The organism is Parabacteroides caecihominis (genome assembly GCF_023656785.1).
GTDB classification, from domain to species: Bacteria; Bacteroidota; Bacteroidia; order Bacteroidales; family Tannerellaceae; genus Parabacteroides; species Parabacteroides segnis.
In genome coordinates this window covers 231,929-248,271 of record NZ_JAMOKS010000008.1, presented here as the reverse complement: position 1 = coordinate 248,271, position 16,343 = coordinate 231,929, and the positions used below count along the sequence as shown (strand labels likewise).

At 48.5% G+C, this 16,343-nt stretch carries 11 protein-coding genes, 1 pseudogene and 1 riboswitch; of the genes and pseudogenes, 3 read left to right on the top strand and 9 right to left on the bottom strand.

Features of this window, described 5'->3' with window-relative positions; genetic code table 11:
* The 3 genes and pseudogenes from NBH14_RS08965 to NBH14_RS08955 all read right to left on the bottom strand — a co-directional run.
* Positions 1-471: pseudogene (locus tag NBH14_RS08965) on the bottom strand (DUF3868 domain-containing protein); the annotation flags it as partial.
* Positions 472-484: 13 nt separating this feature from the next.
* Positions 485-1,048 carry a DUF3575 domain-containing protein gene (locus NBH14_RS08960; RefSeq protein ID WP_186961561.1) on the bottom strand — a complete coding sequence of 188 codons (564 nt, stop codon included), beginning with the start codon at positions 1,046-1,048 and terminating at the stop codon, positions 485-487.
* 452 nt (positions 1,049-1,500) lie between these two features.
* Positions 1,501-2,418: a tyrosine-type recombinase/integrase gene (locus NBH14_RS08955; RefSeq protein ID WP_186961560.1), complete on the bottom strand. Its 918-nt coding sequence runs from the start codon at positions 2,416-2,418 to the stop codon at positions 1,501-1,503.
* Between the two features lie 147 nt (positions 2,419-2,565).
* Here NBH14_RS08955 and NBH14_RS08950 point away from each other — a divergent pair, with 147 nt between their 5' ends.
* A complete protein-coding gene (locus NBH14_RS08950; protein WP_186961559.1) occupies positions 2,566-3,486 on the top strand; it encodes an Rpn family recombination-promoting nuclease/putative transposase in 921 nt (306 codons plus the stop codon).
* Positions 3,487-3,510: 24 nt separating this feature from the next.
* Here the strand turns inward: NBH14_RS08950 and cbiD are convergent, their stop codons facing one another.
* From cbiD to NBH14_RS08920, 6 genes are all read right to left on the bottom strand, one after another.
* Positions 3,511-5,352, bottom strand: coding sequence for a cobalt-precorrin-5B (C(1))-methyltransferase CbiD (gene cbiD / locus NBH14_RS08945; RefSeq protein ID WP_186961558.1), 1,842 nt, complete (start codon positions 5,350-5,352; stop codon positions 3,511-3,513).
* Between the two features lie 18 nt (positions 5,353-5,370).
* Positions 5,371-7,215, bottom strand: a complete 1,845-nt coding sequence (cobM, locus tag NBH14_RS08940; RefSeq protein ID WP_186961557.1) for a precorrin-4 C(11)-methyltransferase — start codon at positions 7,213-7,215, stop codon at positions 5,371-5,373.
* A 7-nt stretch (positions 7,216-7,222) separates the two neighbouring features.
* Positions 7,223-8,431: a precorrin-6y C5,15-methyltransferase (decarboxylating) subunit CbiE gene (gene cbiE / locus NBH14_RS08935; RefSeq protein WP_186961556.1), complete on the bottom strand. Its 1,209-nt coding sequence runs from the start codon at positions 8,429-8,431 to the stop codon at positions 7,223-7,225.
* The gene (gene cobJ / locus NBH14_RS08930; RefSeq protein ID WP_186961555.1) at positions 8,428-9,840 is read right to left on the bottom strand and encodes a precorrin-3B C(17)-methyltransferase; all 1,413 of its coding nucleotides are present in this window, start codon (positions 9,838-9,840) and stop codon (positions 8,428-8,430) included. Before cobJ ends, cbiE begins: the two co-directional genes overlap by 4 nt.
* 394 nt (positions 9,841-10,234) lie before the next feature.
* Positions 10,235-11,077, bottom strand: a complete 843-nt coding sequence (locus NBH14_RS08925; protein WP_250817318.1) for an AraC family transcriptional regulator — start codon at positions 11,075-11,077, stop codon at positions 10,235-10,237.
* A gap of 325 nt (positions 11,078-11,402) precedes the next feature.
* On the bottom strand, positions 11,403-12,314 hold the full coding sequence (locus NBH14_RS08920) for a sirohydrochlorin cobaltochelatase (protein ID WP_250817324.1): 912 nt from the start codon (positions 12,312-12,314) through the stop codon (positions 11,403-11,405).
* Between the two features lie 117 nt (positions 12,315-12,431).
* A riboswitch (cobalamin riboswitch) is annotated at positions 12,432-12,626 on the bottom strand.
* Between the two features lie 140 nt (positions 12,627-12,766).
* On the opposite strand from NBH14_RS08920, the gene aspT reads away from it, so the two are divergent.
* Both aspT and NBH14_RS08910 read left to right on the top strand, forming a co-directional pair.
* The gene (gene aspT, locus NBH14_RS08915; protein ID WP_186961552.1) at positions 12,767-14,464 is read left to right on the top strand and encodes an aspartate-alanine antiporter; all 1,698 of its coding nucleotides are present in this window, start codon (positions 12,767-12,769) and stop codon (positions 14,462-14,464) included.
* A gap of 42 nt (positions 14,465-14,506) precedes the next feature.
* Complete coding sequence (locus NBH14_RS08910) at positions 14,507-16,162, top strand: bifunctional aspartate transaminase/aspartate 4-decarboxylase (protein ID WP_186961551.1); 1,656 nt, start codon at positions 14,507-14,509, stop codon at positions 16,160-16,162.
* Positions 16,163-16,343 lie beyond the last annotated feature (181 nt).

Here is a 16,343-nt window from a genome sequence, read left to right as displayed (position 1 = left end):
GGCAAGCACCTCTCCCCGGCAACAGTCGCGGCTGATCTGGCGGAGCGACAATCCGGCGTTGCGCATCCAGGAGGTGTAAGGCACGCGGACGGTATAGTCGATCTCGTGGCGGCTTCCTTTTTTCGGGGACACGATGCGGCGGTAGCAGTCACTGCCGGGGATACGGGTCGATGGGTCGACCGCCAGGGCGCGGGCATCGTAACGGGCACGGCGGCGGCCGCTTACCACGATAGCCGGAAGCGTCAACGAATGCCCATCGGTTTGCAGACGGGGTTCGAGGACCAGGCTGCGCGATGAAGGGACACGGATATCTTCGAGCACGATATGCAGAGAGAGCGAGACACTGTCGTCGTCGCCCACCGAAGCGCCGCCCATCGAAAGGCGGATACCGGGTTGCTGCGCTTCCGTCGTAACGGGAGAGAGCAGCCATCCGGCGCATGCTATATATATAATGTATAGGATATCTTTCATACGGGGAGGGTTGTCAGTGGATAAAAAAGATCAGGGAAACGCCCGCACGGGTCGGACCGAAATAATGGCGGCGGTAACTGGCTATGACTTCCGTACAGTCATAACATACATATTTATCGTATTGCATATAGGCATAGCCGGCACCGACAAACGCTTCCAGTCCCCAATGACGGCCGATCACCCAATGATACCCCCAGGTCAGTCCGCCACCGTAGAGTGAGCCGCGGTAGTTTTTCTCTTCCAGTCCGGGAATAAAGGGGATTTGTCCGATATTGAAATGTCCGTAATGTCCGTGTAACCCGAAGAAGTGCCCTTCGTAAGTCTGGCAGGGCCAGTAGCGGAGTTCGGGTTGTACGAGGTAGTGTTTCAGTGACATATCATCTTTAAATTCCCAGGCATTATACGCTCCCCAAAGGTCGAGTGACAGTTTTTTACCCATCCGAAACTCAAAACCCATATTCGGGGTGGTAGTACCCCAATAAAGCAGGTTACTTTTCAATGCGACATGTTGTCCTTTCATTGGAAAGACGGATAACAAAGTGATCGTTATTATTAGATAGATTGATATTTTGTTCATGTTTTTCCTCTTTTACCCTGTACCTTATTTACGAAATAAGGTAAAACCCCTCTCTGATGAAGTGGTAAAAGGCTATTTCAACGGTAAATACAGCGGCGGATAGCTAGGGAAAAGACATAAAAACGGCAAAAAGGATGGTCCTGGATTGACCTCTTATTTGCAAAGGATGTTAAAATAGTTGACATCCCGGAAGAGGTATGTTTGAATTTGGATGGGTCTAAGGTTTTTTATGCAAAAAGGGAGAATAAGCCATAAAAAAGTTATAAAAAGCATCATGTAACTGCATAAATGCCCCTACCCAGTTTTCTTATAGTCTGAGAAAAAGGTTAATAGTTCTTTGTTATATCTTTTTATTCTATATCTTTGCACGAAAAGAACCTTTGAATTACAAACTTTCCTTACGAAACAAAGATAAAAAGATCACCGTTTTACCTTATTTCGTAAATAAGGTATTATGCCTTCCCAGTGACAAGATCATTCACGACTTTTGTAATCTTCCTGTTAGCTCTTTTCATGATGGATTGATCTAGTGAATCGAGATAGAAACGGGTGGATTGTTCTGAGGTGTGTCCGAGGGCCTGGCTGATGACGGCTATCGGTGTGTTTTGCCGCAGAGCTTCGGTAGCCCAGGTATGGCGCACCACATAGGAGGTGAGCGCTACCGGATGCCTGAGATAGTTGCCGATAATTTTCAGGTCGGCGTTGTAGCGCACCAGCTGATACTTGTAATAGCTGCGGCTGCCTCCGTCTTCGGGCAGGATAGGGAAGAGGTAACGGCTGTCTTTGCGGGCATACCGTTTGATGATCATCCGCATACCCGGAGTGATACTGACCTGTACCCGCACCCCGGTCTTCTGCCGGTGGTAGACGATATCCTTTCCCACGATATTGTCGCGTGTGAGATGTGCCAGATCGACGAACGGCATGCCGCAAGCCATAAAGCAGAAAAGGAAATAGTCGAGCGACCGGCGCAGTCCGGTGCTAGCCGAGGGTTGCATCTGTGCCAGTTCGCAGACCGCCTGCGAGGAAAGCGCGCGTTTGACGGTGATCTCCCGGCGCAGCCGCAGGTGTGCGAATGGAGATTTTTCGGGTATCTCAAACAATCCCGTCCTGCCTGCCCGGTTGTAGAGGGCGCGAAAACCCCCGACATAGCTGTTGACGGTATTGACCGCCAGTCCTTCGTCGCGCAGCGATTGGGCAAAATCGTCCACAAACGCCGCCGTCACCCTGCCGAAAGTCAGCGTGCCGCCTTTGGGAAACCTGTGCAGCCGGTTGTACAGCACCCTGTACAGATCCGCCCTGCTGTCTTTCCCGGCTTTCCGCATCTTTTCCGCCAGCTGTGACATGTAAATACATACATTCTGTTCCATATTTATCTCTTTTGATTGAGGTAAATATACAACAAGAAGAGAGGGGGTTATGAATTGTTATATTATCAGTAAAATAAAAAGAGAGGAATCTTTTATTTGCAGCAGAAAGTTATATCTTTGCAGATGAACTTATAAAAAAAATTAACTATGAAGTATTTAAATCCGAAAGCAGACCTTACGTTCAAACGCATTTTTGGCGAACATCCCGACCTGGTGATCAGTTTACTTAATGCCTTGTTGCCCTTAAAAGAGGGTGAGGAGATCAGTGAGATCGAATATCTTCCTTCCGAGATCGTACCCGACAATCCTTTGCGTAAATATAGTATTGTGGACGTTCGTTGTCGTGATATGAAAGGACGTCTGTTTTTGGTCGAGATGCAGATGCTCTGGTCTCCGGAGTTTCGCGAACGTGTCCTTTTCAATGCCTCCAAGGCTTATGTCCGCCAGCCGAATGTGGGCGAGGGTTACGAACTGTTGCAGCCGGTTTATTCGCTTAATCTGGTGAATGAAGTGTTTGAGCCTACTCTCGAAGGATATTACCACCACTATGCGATGGTGCATATCGAACACACGGATCATATCATCGACGGCTTGCAGTTGATCTTTGTCGAACTGCCCAAATTCACTCCTCATACTTATAGCGAGAAGCGTATGCACGTCCTTTGGCTCCGTTTCCTGACGGAGATAAATGAATCTACCCGTGTCGTCCCGAAAGAATTGCTCGAGACTCCTGAAATCACGAAAGCTCTGACAGTTCTTGAAGAATCGGCCTTTACCGACGAAGAACTGGCCGGATACGAACATTTCTGGGATGGCATCAGCGTGGAAAGAACACTCTATAACAGCGCTATACGTGAAAGCATCGCTGTTGGAAAAGCTGAAGGAATTGCCGAGGGGAAAGCCGAAGGTAGAGCCGAAGGGATCGCAGTTGGAAAAGCCGAAGGCCTTGCTGAAGGAGAAGCGAAGAGCAAATACCTTATTGCCGCCAATATGAAAAAATCAGGGGTCGATCCTCTTATCATTGCCCAGTGTACCGGTTTGCCAATAGATGAGATTGAACATCTTTAAAGGAAATGATCCGGTAAATCTTATTTATTCCCGAATCTGACCTTCCTCCGTGATCAATACGATCTGTAATTTATCCGGGGGAAGGAGCGGGATACAATGTGTATAGCATTTCTTCAAAAGGAGAGAAAAGAAGGGTGATTGTTCTCCGGAAGGGAATAACTGCCAGAGTTCGCGGGCGAGGGTAATCGTCTCGATGTGTCGGACTGTTGCTTCGGGGCAGCCGGCTTCGCGGGCGGTTTCCTTCAGGAAGTCTTTGTTCATGACTACTTTCTTGCTGTGGGTATCCAGAAATCCTTCCGCCAGCTTGACTGCTTTTCCGATCATGATTCCCATGACAACTTGGTCGAAGGAGAGTGCCGAGGCTATTTTCAATGTCTCGCCGATAAAGTTTCCGTAATGTACGAAAGCCTGTGGCGGTAATTCCGGGTAACGGGCTTTCAGATACCGTTCACTTTTGGCTCCTGAATTGATGACCAGTGTCCGGCAGCCGATGGCTTTGGCTACTTCGGCTTCTTTGCGGATAGAGGCGATGAAGGCGTCGGTGGAGAAAGGGCGTACGATGCCGGATGTCCCGATGATGGAGATGCCGCCAACGATGCCCAGCTTCGGGTTGAATGTCCTGGCGGCGAGTTCTTCTCCGCCGGGAACGGAGATCGTGACTGTCAGTCCGGGACTCGGCGGCAGGTGTTTAGCTGCCGGGTTGTTCTGACGGAACGCTTGTAAAACAGCAGCCAACTCTTCCGTGATCATTTTGCGGGGTGTCGTGTTGATGGCAGGGCCTCCGACTTCCAGCCCTAATCCGGGCAGAGTGACTGTGCCTACTCCCGGACCTGCGACGAAATGGACAGGCGCATCGTCGGAGGCAGTCGAAAAAGCCACGTTGGCAACGATCGTAGAGCCATTGGTGACATCCGGGTCATCACCGGCGTCTTTGATAACTGAACAGGTCGCGCTGTCACCGTCCCATTCGGTTGCGGCAACCGGCAAGGTGATTATTTCGCTCGAGGGCAGGGTGATGGATGCGGCTGTTTGTTCCTCTTTGCTTAATAGGGCGGTCAGGGCTGCTTTAGCCGCTGCTGTGGCACAGGCTCCGGTCGTATAGCCGTGATGCAGGGGAAAGAACTCCGGCAGCAGGCGTTCGATCTGTTTGCGTAATCCATCCTCTCCGTAAACGATGTAGAATGTTTCGGGCAATGCCGGCCGTTTGACAACGAATACGGGGATGGAACGTTTGCGGGCAGCCGTCACTTTCTCGTTGAAATAGCCTGACTGGCCGCTTTCCTTGGTGATAACGGCATCCGGTTGCAACCGGTCCATCAGTGCTCCGGCATCGTCTTCATCCTGATAGAAGCACAGATAGTCCGCAGGAAATCCCTGACGGGTGGCGGTTGTGAGCGACTCTTCGCGTTCAAGAATGCGGAACCATGCCGGGTGCTTTTCCCACCAGGGGCGTAGCGGGGCGATGGTGTTTACTCCGGTGAGGGCAAGCAGGTGCCGGATGCCATGTTCTTCCAGTTTACGGATGGCGTCGTCGTAACTGTCGCACCAGACCAGATCGGGGTCGCGGGGCGGATAACGCCGTTCGTAACGGATCACCGGCAACCCGAGGGAGGAGGATACTTCTGCAACCGTGCGGTGCAGGGCTGAGGCGAAGGGATGGGCGGCATCGACCAGCAACCGGATGTTTTTCTCCCGGCAAAATGTTTCCATCGCTGCCGTATCCATGCCTCCGGTCAGGCGGATGCCATGCGCGCACTCTATTTCCTGGAGCGCGCCTTTGGTCGAATAATAATAAGGTGCACTTCCTTCGTCTGCGATGCGGACGCTGGCCCGTCCCTCCGTTGTTCCTCCCAATATCAGTATCATAGCCTTTTCTGAAACAGGTTATTTACGGAACAGGTGTTTGAACTCGTCGGCATAAAGGCGTGAGAGGCCTTCGCGGTTGTCGATCGCGTCGCCTACCACCAGTAGGGTGGTCAACGTCAGATGGTTCTCTTTGACGATTTTCGCCAGGTCTTTCAACTCTCCGCGGTAGATGCGTTCGTCCTTCCAGGTCAGTTTATAGCAAGCGGCTACCGGTGTGGTAGGGGCGTAGTGTTCGAGAAGTTCTTCCTGCACCTTGTCCGCTATACCTGCACTGAGGTAGATGCACATCGTGCTCTGGCTGGCGGCCAGTTTATGTAGCTGTTCTTTTTCGGGCATCGGCGTGCGGCCTTCGCCACGGGTGAGGATGATGGTCTGTACCTTTTCCGGGATGGTGAACTGTGAGCGCAAAGCGGCAGCGGCAGCCTGGAAAGAGGATATCCCCGGGGTGATATGATAACTCATATGGAACTGGTCGAAGAAAGCCATCTGCTCCTGTATCGCCCCGTAGATGCAGGGGTCGCCGGTATGCAGGCGCACAACGAACTTGCCCCTGTCGTAGAACTCTTTCATCAGGATGAACTGTTCTTCCAGGTTCATATCCGCCGAACTGCGTACGGTGGCTCCCGGTTTCGCACAATAGGTCAGTTCTTTTGGGACGAGGCTGCCGGCATACAGGATCAGGTCTGCCTTTTCGAGCATCCTCCTGCCACGTATCGAGATCAGCTCCGGATCGCCCGGACCGGCACCGACTATTTCGATATGGCCTTGCCGCTGTACGGATTTATCCATTGCCACGGCAAATGTATAATCGTTGCTTTCTCCCAGCTGCCCCTTTTGTTTCTCCAGTAACAGGAGTCCGCCTCCGGCACTTTGTATCGCCGCGGCTTCCGCCACGCTCGATGACTGGGTGACTTCTTTTACCTTAGCGGAAGGGTTGGGGACGGCGAGTTTGTTCAGAACGTCTGCCGGGTAGGTCTTGAACGGACAGTCCATAATGCCGTAGGCCAGCAGGGCCAGGAGTGCTTCGTCCTTTTTCAGGTCGATGGAGGATATGTCGGCGATGGATTCGGGACAGAGGTTGTTGTCGATCAGGGTGGCAATGATATGCTGGTGCATCTCGACAGGATCGCCTTTGAGGTCTTTCCGGCAGCCGATACCCAGGTGCAGCACTTTCGGGAAGTAGGAGACCATCTTGATATCCGCTTCGTAGATAAACGGCCCGACGGTGATCACCAACTCGAACTGGTCGAGGGGAATGTCCGAGAATTTATTGAATATACGGACATGGTCCGGACAGGTGTGTTCGAGGTATTCCGTACCCTTCTCGCGTACATTTAATATAAGGGCTGTCGGTTTTTTATTGACGAAGGCGGCAATGCAGGCATTCATTGCATTTTCATTGTCCGTCAGGTCGTCGGCTACGACAGACCAACCGAATTTTTCTCCCAGCGTATCGAGCGCCCACAATCCGGTATTATCGCTTTGGGTGGTGACAATGGCGTTGCCCCCGAGTACCTGTGCCAGTTCGATGCTCAACTCGTTTGCCCCTCCGATATGGCCGGAGAGGACCGGGATGATATATTTACCGGTACTGTCGATGCAGACGACCGCCGGGTCGGTATGCTTGTCCATTATATAAGGAGCGATGCAGCGTACGCAGATACCCATTGCCCCGATAAATATGATCGCGTCCGACTGGAGGAACAGGTCTCCGACAATGGTGTCGATCGATTCCATTACTACCGTCTCTTCCTGCGATTCCTTGCTGTAGATCACAGCATCAGGATATTGTTTCTTTATTTGCCGTGCCAGCGGCAGACTGCTGACCGATACCACGACGATTGCTACTGATCGTTTATTCATCGTTCTTTTATTTTGCTTCTTTAAATGCCTTTAGTATGGTGATCGGGTTATAATCGCCGACACTTACATGCAAAGGTTCGTCTAATTTTAATCCGGCTTCGTGAACCGATTCTATAAATAACTTTTCACTCTCTTCGGATACGGAGTTGAATACCAGCAGGCCGTCGGGAGCGAGATAACGGGCTACTTTGCCTACGATCTCTTTCAGCTTGCCTCCGTGCCCGCCGATAAATACGGCATCGGGTGCGGGCAGGTCGGAAACGTCTTCCTCCATGAAGTCACATATATGTACGTCGATACCCGGTGCTCCCAGTTTCGAACTGTTTTCTTCCATCAGTTTCCAGCATTCCTTGCGGATCTCGAATGCGTGGATGTGGAGATGGGGATATTGCCTTTTCGCTTCGATGGAAACCGATCCCGTACAGAAACCGATATCCCAGAAGTGGTTGCACATCGGAAGCATCAGCATGCTCATATCTAGTATCCGGACAGGCGCTTTCGTGATCATACGTTCCCTGCCGTCGAGCAGTTCGAACAGCTTGTCGGGGATGCCCAGCGGACGGTAGGTGATATCGTTGTACATCCGTTGCAGTATCACGCAATTCGGACTGTCGATGGGATATTCTTCCACTTCCGACAGGACAAGCGAGCGTGAGATGCGCTGCTTTTCCGGGTTGCCCAGATGTTCTCCTATATACATTTTATATTGTGTGAAACCGTATTTCAGCAGGCGCATAGCGATGGAGGCCGGGGTACGCACATGGTCGGTCAATACTCCGATTTTCCCCCGGTTTTCTATCAGTGCGCAGTCGAGTTCATGCCACGGACGTCCGGTGAGGGATACCATGGTCATGTCTTCATACGATACTTTTAGTTCGTGCGAAAGCATCTGTAGTGAATTGAACGAGGGCAGAAGCGTTATTTCCGCTTCCGGCATCCGTTTAAGTATCGTTGAAGCAAATCCGTAGAACAAAGGGTCGCCCGAAGCGAATACAACGATCTTCTGATGGTATTCGTATTCGTCGAAAACGTTGTCGAGCGGTACTTTAATATCGATCCATATAGCATCCGGCGGCAGGAAAGGCATGACGATCTCATGATGGCGCTTGCCTCCTGAAAAGTATGTGTTGCTGTTGATTATATCTACTATTGTCTTGTTGTTGCTGATGTAGTTGGGGTCATCGGGAATGCCGATGACAGTGAATTGTGTTCTCATACGTCTCTTCCTGGTTTTAAATTAATAGCGTCGTTGTAACAAAGTATAGCGTTGGTCAGTGTAGCCGCAAGGTTACTTCCGCCTTTCCGTCCTTCAACGATGAGTTTGGGGATGGAGGTGAACGGTTTGACCATATGTTTCGATTCCTGTACGTGCACAAAACCGACGGGGGCGGCGATGATTCCGGCAGGAGTCGCTTTACCCTTGCGGATCAGGTCGCATAGTTCCATCAGTGCCGTCGGGGCATTACCGAATACGAACAGGGCGTCCGGATGCTCGCTGACGGCAATCCGTATGCCGGCCTGTGTGCGGGTAATCCCTTTTTCGGTAGCGAGAGCAACGGTTTTCTCGTCTTGCAGATAACATTTCACTTCGAGTCCCATGCGTTGCAAAGCACCTTTGCGGATGCCGGATGCCGCCATGGTGACATCGGTGATGATGGTACGGACTGCGCCGCTGCTTAGTTTTTCATAGAGTATGGAAACGGCATTATCGTCTATCCGCAGTACGTTTTCCATATCGAAATCGGCTGTTGTATGGATGGCATGCAGCAAGGCCCATTTCTTGTCTAATGGAATATCCTGGTTTTTCAGTTCTTTCTCAATGGTGCGGAAGCTGCGGATCATGATGTCCTGTCCGATTCCGGTTTCCTTGGCAACCATCTTGATCTCGCCATAATAACCGCGCGGAGTGATCATTTTATTTTCGAACTGATAGGTCTGTGAATTGCCGATAAGGATGACGGTGAACATATCCACCTGTTCCGGGTCAAAATCTGCCAGTGTAGTGATCGTCACTTCCTGTTCTTCGCGTCCTGCCTGGCGGACAAAGCCGACCGGTGTCTGCGGATCGCGTTCCTGTAGGAAAATTTCAATCAGGCGGTAGAACTGCCAGTAGCGGCCTTCGCTTTTGGGATTATAGATGGCGGTGATAAAGTCTGCCGAAGCGGCAGCTTTAATGCGTTTTTCTATCAGTTCCCACGGTGTCATCAGGTCGGAGAGGGAGATCACGCAAAAGTCATGTCCTACCGGGGCACCCAACAGGGAGGCTGCCTTCTGGAAGGCACTGATCCCGGGCAGCACTTCGATGCTGATATTACTTCCTTTTTCGCGTTTCATCTCGTAGATAAGCGGGGCCATCCCGTAGATGCCGGCATCGCCGGAGCTGATAACGGTTACTACTTTGCCTTCGGCCGCATAATTATATGCTTCTTCGGCACGTGCCTTCTCCCGTTTCATCCCTGAGTCGATACATATGGCTCCGGGACGGATTATCTTTTCAATGAACCGGAAGTAATATTTGTATCCCACGATAACGTCCGATTGCCGGATGGCAGATAACACTGCGGGAGTAATGTCTGATTCACTGCCGGGTCCGATACCGGCTACGATTATTTTACCTGTGCTCATTTATAGCTTTGAGTTATTGATTCTGATACATTCGGTTGTAATCATACAGACACAAAGATAATCTATTTATTTCGTACCGGTAGACTTTTGACGGTTTTGTTCTTAAAAATGCGCTTTCGCGCTTTGCGCTTGAGTTGCAGGAATTGCAGCCAGGAAAGTACTCGTAGTAACACAACAAGTAAAATAACGCCTAACAGAATATAACTGACTAAGGGAGTTGACATTCTCCCCTCAACAAAAGTATTATCCCCACCCTTACCAAGGGATAATAGCACATACAATTTGGTTATCATAATTTAATAAGAATCTGTATTTTAACAATACAAAGGTAGCCTATGCAGCAGAAGGGGAATATATATAAAATCACATATAAAATATATAATCTGATATTCTTTCAGCTGTTCAGTTTCTTCTTTAATTCTTCGGGGGTAAGTCCGAATTGTGTCTTACAGAACTTATAGAAATGAGAATGTGAACTGAAATCGAAATCGTCGATTATACTTTTGAAATCTTCTCCTTTCGTCGTCAGGCATTTTAAAATCCGTTTCGCCTTTTCATTCAGTAACCACTGGTAGGCAGGAATACCGAAGTTTTCTTTGAATTTGACCCGGAAGGAGTTTATCCCATATCCCATCAGATTGGCCAGTTCTTTGACATTCTTTACTTTCATATAATTTTCCGCTACCTGTTTTTCGAACTCAGACGGGTGATTGGCCAGCAGATAGAAAAAATGACCTAAATCTTTACTGGGGTAGACTGTTTTGAGAAGATAGAACAGTTCCTCTCTTTTGGCAAGATATAAGTTGTAATTCAAATAATTATTCTCTAGATATTGGATGAGAAGTTTTAAAAAGCTGTAGAGAGGTTCGATTATCTTTAGTTCTATCCATTCAAACGAGGATTCGGGTAACAGGTCATATTGAGCCCGGAAACGAAATAACTCATCGATAGTCAGACTATCGAAGGTGAACGCAATAATTTGCGAACATGGAGTAATTTCATAGGTGTATTTTTCATGCCCTTTAAGAAAGAGCATATGCGGTTCGCCAATGGACTTCGTTTGAGTATGTGGAGAATATATTTTTACAGATCCGTCCAGTATGAAGAAAATCATATTATTATATAGGTAAGATTCAGTTAAATCTATTCCTTCGGGCTTTATGAGAAGATCAAAGCCTGCATGTAATGACTGACTGTTAGGTATTTCAGAAGGCGCGTTATTTATCGTACTTTTCATGTTTTTGTTTGGATTTAGTTGTTGTTTTACATTCCATGTGAATGTATATGCAAAAAAAATACAATGTTCCAGTTTGTTATGTATACAAAATATCATTTTATGTGCATATTTTGATATAAATAAAAATGCAAGTAAAGATGGTAAATAATTAGTTGATAACAGATAATATATTTACTATTATTGCTCCTTTAATAATGTAAAAGTTCTGGTTGTGTAAATTAGAATTTCAAGAATGTATTGATATAAAAAACCGGCCTTTCCCCGTATGAGGAAAGAGGCCGGTTTTCATTTGTGACTCTGTGACGGATAATGGACGTTTGACCCGTCAGTCTTTTTCAGCAGCGTATTGCTTCTTCTTATCCATGATATCGACCATTTTGTGTTTGGCCGCAAAACGGGCATGTTCGATGAAGATGTCCTGTATGTCGGGATTCTGTCCCAGACCTTCCATCAGGACGGATACTTTGTAACCGTTGTCTTCCAGCTCCTTTTTCCAGTCGCCTGCTATATCATTGTTGGCATGGTCGCCGGCAACGAACATGAAAGGCATGAGCATGACTTTCTTTACGCCGCTGGTCTTGAGCTTGGCAAGCATCGTATCGAAAGTGGGATAACCTTCGATCGTTCCGACATGGAAGTTGTCATAGCCTTTTGCTTTCAGCATATAATCGGTCATGGCATACTGTGCAGTCGAAGGAGTGTAGGTGCCGTGTCCCACCAGGACGGTAGCTCCTTCCTTGGCTCCTTTCCGGACGATAGCTGCAATGACGTTTTCATAATCTTCGGGAGTGTACAGCAGCGGGTTTCCGATACGGATATCCTTGAACTCTTTTTCCAGTGAGGCGATATCTTTGCGGAGGGATTCCATTTCTACGCCTTCAATGATATTTGTGGACTGGATCAGGATATGGGTGAAACCATCCGCTTTCAGTTGTTTCAGTGCTTCGGCGGGGTTGACTTTATCAATACCCCGTGTTTTCAGGCGGCGCATAATGATGCGTGAGGTATAGGCTTCGCGTACTTCGACTCCTTTGAATGCTTCTTTCGCTTTGTTATTGATGGCGTCGATCGTCAGTTGGCGTGTTTCGTCGTAGGTGGTTCCAAAATGGACCATCAGCAGCGCTGCCTTATCGCCTGCCTGCATGGATGCGAACAGGTCGGAGGATTTGAAATTTCCTTCGCCGTCATCGTGGGGAACGGTCTGGGCAGGGGTGTCGGTCACTGTCTCCTGCAACATACCGTGTGCAAAAGACATACTCATTGAACAACCTACAAGAAAGGCTGTCAGCAGACATTTCTTTTTCATTGAAAGAGATTTGTTTTATGTTCATAATAGCCCTCCTGGCCCCGGGAGAACGGATTTGTCTGTCTGGCAGGTTTCCTGACTTGCCCGGAAAACGACCTTCCCATCCTTGTTTCGGACAGTGGTGTAAGAATGCTTTCCTTATTATCGGGCTTCACAGTAGCGGGCACTGTTCCGGATTCTCACCGGATTCCCTTTTATACGGCAACCGGAGGCTGGCGTATCACCAAAGCGGGACAAAGATAGAAATTTATTTAAAATAAGGGAGCTTTTATAATCTCTTAATTGAATCTTCCGCAACAACTTTCTCATGGATTGTGTTCCATTTACCACAATAAAACCGGACATGGAATATGTCTTACTATTAACATCAAACAATTGTATATATGGAGTGGTTTGCAGATTTGCTCAAACATTATCCGGAACTGGCTATCTTTCTGACACTGGCTTTCGGTTTCTGGATAGGTAAATTTAAGATAGGTAAATTTTCTTTGGGAACAGTTACCAGCGTATTGCTGGTCGGTGTATTAATCGGACAATTGCATATCGATATCGGGGCACCCATTAAATCCGTATTCTTCCTTCTGTTCCTTTTTGCCGTGGGATATAGTGTCGGTCCGCAGTTCTTCCGCGGGCTGAAAAAGGAAGGACTTCCGCAGATGCTTTTTGCTGTACTGATGTGTTTGTTCTCTCTGTTCGTTCCTTTTTTGCTTGCCAAGCTGATGGGCTATAATGCCGGAGAGGCGGCTGGATTGTTGGCTGGTTCGCAGACGATCTCTGCGGTGCTGGGGGTAGCGGAAGATACGATCAACCAGAGCGGGTTGAGTGCGGCGGACAAAACATCCATGATCAATGTGATGCCTGTGGCTTATGCCGTCTGTTATATTTTCGGTACGGCCGGTTCTGCCTGGCTGATGAGCGATGTGGCTCCCCGTTTGCTAGGTGGACTGCCTTCGGTAAAGAAGGCTTGTAAAGAGCTGGAAGCAAAGATGGGTACCGACGACGAAAGCGAGCAACCCGGTTTTATGCCGGCAGCACGTCCCATCACTTTCCGCGCTTATAAGATCAGCAATGACTGGTTCGGGGCGGGCAAGACCATACAGGAGCTGGAAGATTCTCTGGAAGGGCAGGGCCGTCGTCTGTTTGTGGAACGCGTACGTATCAGTAATGTAGTGTATGATGTGAAACCGGACCTGATGCTTCAGAAAGGGAACGAGGTGGTGTTGAGCGGTCGCCGTGAATTTGTGATCGGAGAAGAAGACTGGATCGGTGACGAAGTGAACGACCTTGAATTGTTGGACTTCCCAGCAGAGACATTGCCCGTGCTGATCTCCCGTAAGAAGTTTTCGGGAATGACTGTAGCCGGTCTCCGCAGTGAAAAGGTGATGCACGGCGTCAGCATTAAAAGTATCAAACGTGCGGGTGTCAATATACCTGTGCTGGCTGCGACAAAAATTAATCCGGGCGATATGCTCGAACTGGTAGGTACCAAGATGGAGGTGAATGCCGCGGCTGCGACTTTGGGTTATGCCGACCGGCCGACCAACCAGACGGATATGATCTTTGTCGGCCTGGGGATCTTTATCGGTGGCGTGATCGGCTCGTTGGTGGTACATTTCGGAAATATACCGATCAGCCTGAGTACGAGTGGCGGGGCATTGATTGCAGGACTGGTATTCGGATGGCTTCGCTCCAAACACCCGACATTCGGACGCATTCCGGAGCCTTCCTTGTGGGTATTAAATAATGTAGGACTGAATATGTTCATTGCTGTGGTCGGCATTACGGCCGGACCGAGTTTTGTGACCGGCTTCAAAGAAGTAGGCGTGAGTCTGTTCATTATCGGGGCGCTGGCTACGACCATTCCGCTGATAGCCGGTGTCCTGATGGGCCGCTATCTCTTTAAATTCCATCCAGCCATTACACTGGGTTGTACTTCAGGAGCACGAACAACGACAGCTGCCCTCGGTGCGATAGAAGATGCGGTGGAAAGCCAAACGCCGGCGTTAGGATATACAGTTACTTATGCTGTCGGTAACACCTTGCTGATTATCTGGGGAGTGGTTATCGTGTTATTGATGTAAACAGGATAAAATCCAAATAATTACTTATACATTATATATAATATGGAAGAAAACAATAAAATCGTAGTCACCCGTGAATACGAAAAGAAAATGTCGGAGATCAGTCCGTTCGAATTAAAGGACATACTGATCCGGTTAGCCGACGAGAGTGCCCGCAAAAGTACCCACATCATGTTGAATGCCGGTCGTGGCAACCCGAACTGGATTGCTACCACGCCACGCGAAGCCTTTTTCCTGCTCGGCCAGTTTGCTTTGGAAGAATGCCGCCGCGGGGTTAAACTGGAAGACGGCATGGTCGGTCTTGCCGGCGTTCCCCAGAAACCAAGTATCGCCTATCGGTTCAGGGAGTTTCTTGACAAACATGAGGGGGCACCGGGTTCCGAACTTTTACGTGATACCTATAATTATATGGTACGTGTAAAGGATGTTGATGAAAACGACCTGGTACATGAGTGGGCAGAAGGTGTGATCGGTGACCAGTATCCTGTTCCCGACCGTATTTTGAAATATACGGAAGTGTTGGTGCGTGATTACCTGAACCAGGCATTATGTAACAACCGGCCGCCCAAAGGTAAATTCGATTTGTTTGCCACCGAGGGTGGTACGGCTGCCATGTGTTACATCTTCGACTCCCTTCAACAGAACTTCCTGTTGAATAAAGGAGACAAGATCGTCCTGTTTGCTCCGGTCTTTACCCCTTATATAGAAATACCCGAACAGGCCCGTTATCTGTTTGATGTAACGGAAATACATGCGCTGAAAATGACGGGTGACGGATATCATACCTGGCAATATCAGGAAAAAGACCTGGATGTATTGAAGGATCCGTCTGTCAAGGCTGTCTTTATTGTCAATCCGAGTAATCCGCCTTCTTATGCTTTGACACCCGGATTGATGGAGCGTATTGTCGACATCGTTACCAATTATAATCCCAACCTGATGATTATTACCGACGATGTATATGCCACTTATGTGCATGGTTTCCGTTCCCTGATGGCAGAACTTCCTGATAATACATTGTGCGTTTATTCTTTCTCCAAGTATTTCGGTGCGACAGGCTGGCGTCTGGCGGTCATCTCTTTGCATGAAGATAATATATATGATCGTATGATTTCCCAACTGCCGGAGGATAAGAAAGCGGCATTGGCAAAGCGTTACAGCAGTATCATGCTCGACCCGTCGAAGATGAAGTTTATCGACCGCATGGTAGCCGACAGCCGCCAGGTCGCACTTAATCATACATCCGGACTTTCCCTGCCACAGCAGACACAGATGTCTTTGTTTGCCTCTTTCTCCTTACTGGATTCCGAGAACCTGTATCAGTCCCGCATGATCGACATCATTCACGAACGTCTGCACACTCTTTGGAAAAGTTCAGGATTTACCTTGCTGGATGATCCTCTCCGTGCCGGTTATTACAGTGAAATAGATATGGAAGTATGGGCAAAGAAATTCTATGGAGACGATTTCTTCGAATATCTGAAAGCCAACTACGAACCGGTCGATGTCGTGTTCCGCCTGGCACAGGAAACATCGCTTGTCCTGTTAAACGGCGGAGGTTTCGATGCTCCCGAATGGTCTATCCGTGCTTCGCTTGCTAATCTGAAAACGGAAGACTATGTCCGGATCGGCGAGGGGATCGCTTCCATCCTTCATAGTTATGCCGCGAAATGGCAAGAATCGACAAAAGATAAATAAGTTAAGAATAGTTTATATATCGTTGAACAAAATAAGTTCGCCACGCGTTTTATAAATGAACGTGAGGCGAACTTTCTTATTTGTATAGACAACCTCTATCGGGTCATAGACATTATTGAATAAAAGGTGTTTTATTTATATATACATTTGTTAATGACAAAATAGAAATGCAAAACGATAT

Bases quoted from the DNA above. Each gene is read 5' to 3' on its own strand.
- NBH14_RS08925 (WP_250817318.1), bottom strand. From the start codon at position 11,077: ATGAAAAGTACGATAAATAACGCGCCTTCTGAAATACCTAACAGTCAG.
- cbiD (WP_186961558.1), bottom strand. From the start codon at position 5,352: ATGATACTGATATTGGGAGGAACAACGGAGGGACGGGCCAGCGTCCGC.
- cbiE (WP_186961556.1), bottom strand. From the start codon at position 8,431: ATGAGAACACAATTCACTGTCATCGGCATTCCCGATGACCCCAACTAC.
- cobM (WP_186961557.1), bottom strand. From the start codon at position 7,215: ATGAATAAACGATCAGTAGCAATCGTCGTGGTATCGGTCAGCAGTCTG.
- NBH14_RS08920 (WP_250817324.1), bottom strand. From the start codon at position 12,314: ATGTTGCAGGAGACAGTGACCGACACCCCTGCCCAGACCGTTCCCCAC.
- NBH14_RS08910 (WP_186961551.1), top strand. From the start codon at position 14,507: ATGGAAGAAAACAATAAAATCGTAGTCACCCGTGAATACGAAAAGAAA.
- cobJ (WP_186961555.1), bottom strand. From the start codon at position 9,840: ATGAGCACAGGTAAAATAATCGTAGCCGGTATCGGACCCGGCAGTGAA.
- NBH14_RS08955 (WP_186961560.1), bottom strand. From the start codon at position 2,418: ATGGAACAGAATGTATGTATTTACATGTCACAGCTGGCGGAAAAGATG.
- NBH14_RS08960 (WP_186961561.1), bottom strand. From the start codon at position 1,048: ATGAACAAAATATCAATCTATCTAATAATAACGATCACTTTGTTATCC.
- NBH14_RS08950 (WP_186961559.1), top strand. From the start codon at position 2,566: ATGAAGTATTTAAATCCGAAAGCAGACCTTACGTTCAAACGCATTTTT.
- aspT (WP_186961552.1), top strand. From the start codon at position 12,767: ATGGAGTGGTTTGCAGATTTGCTCAAACATTATCCGGAACTGGCTATC.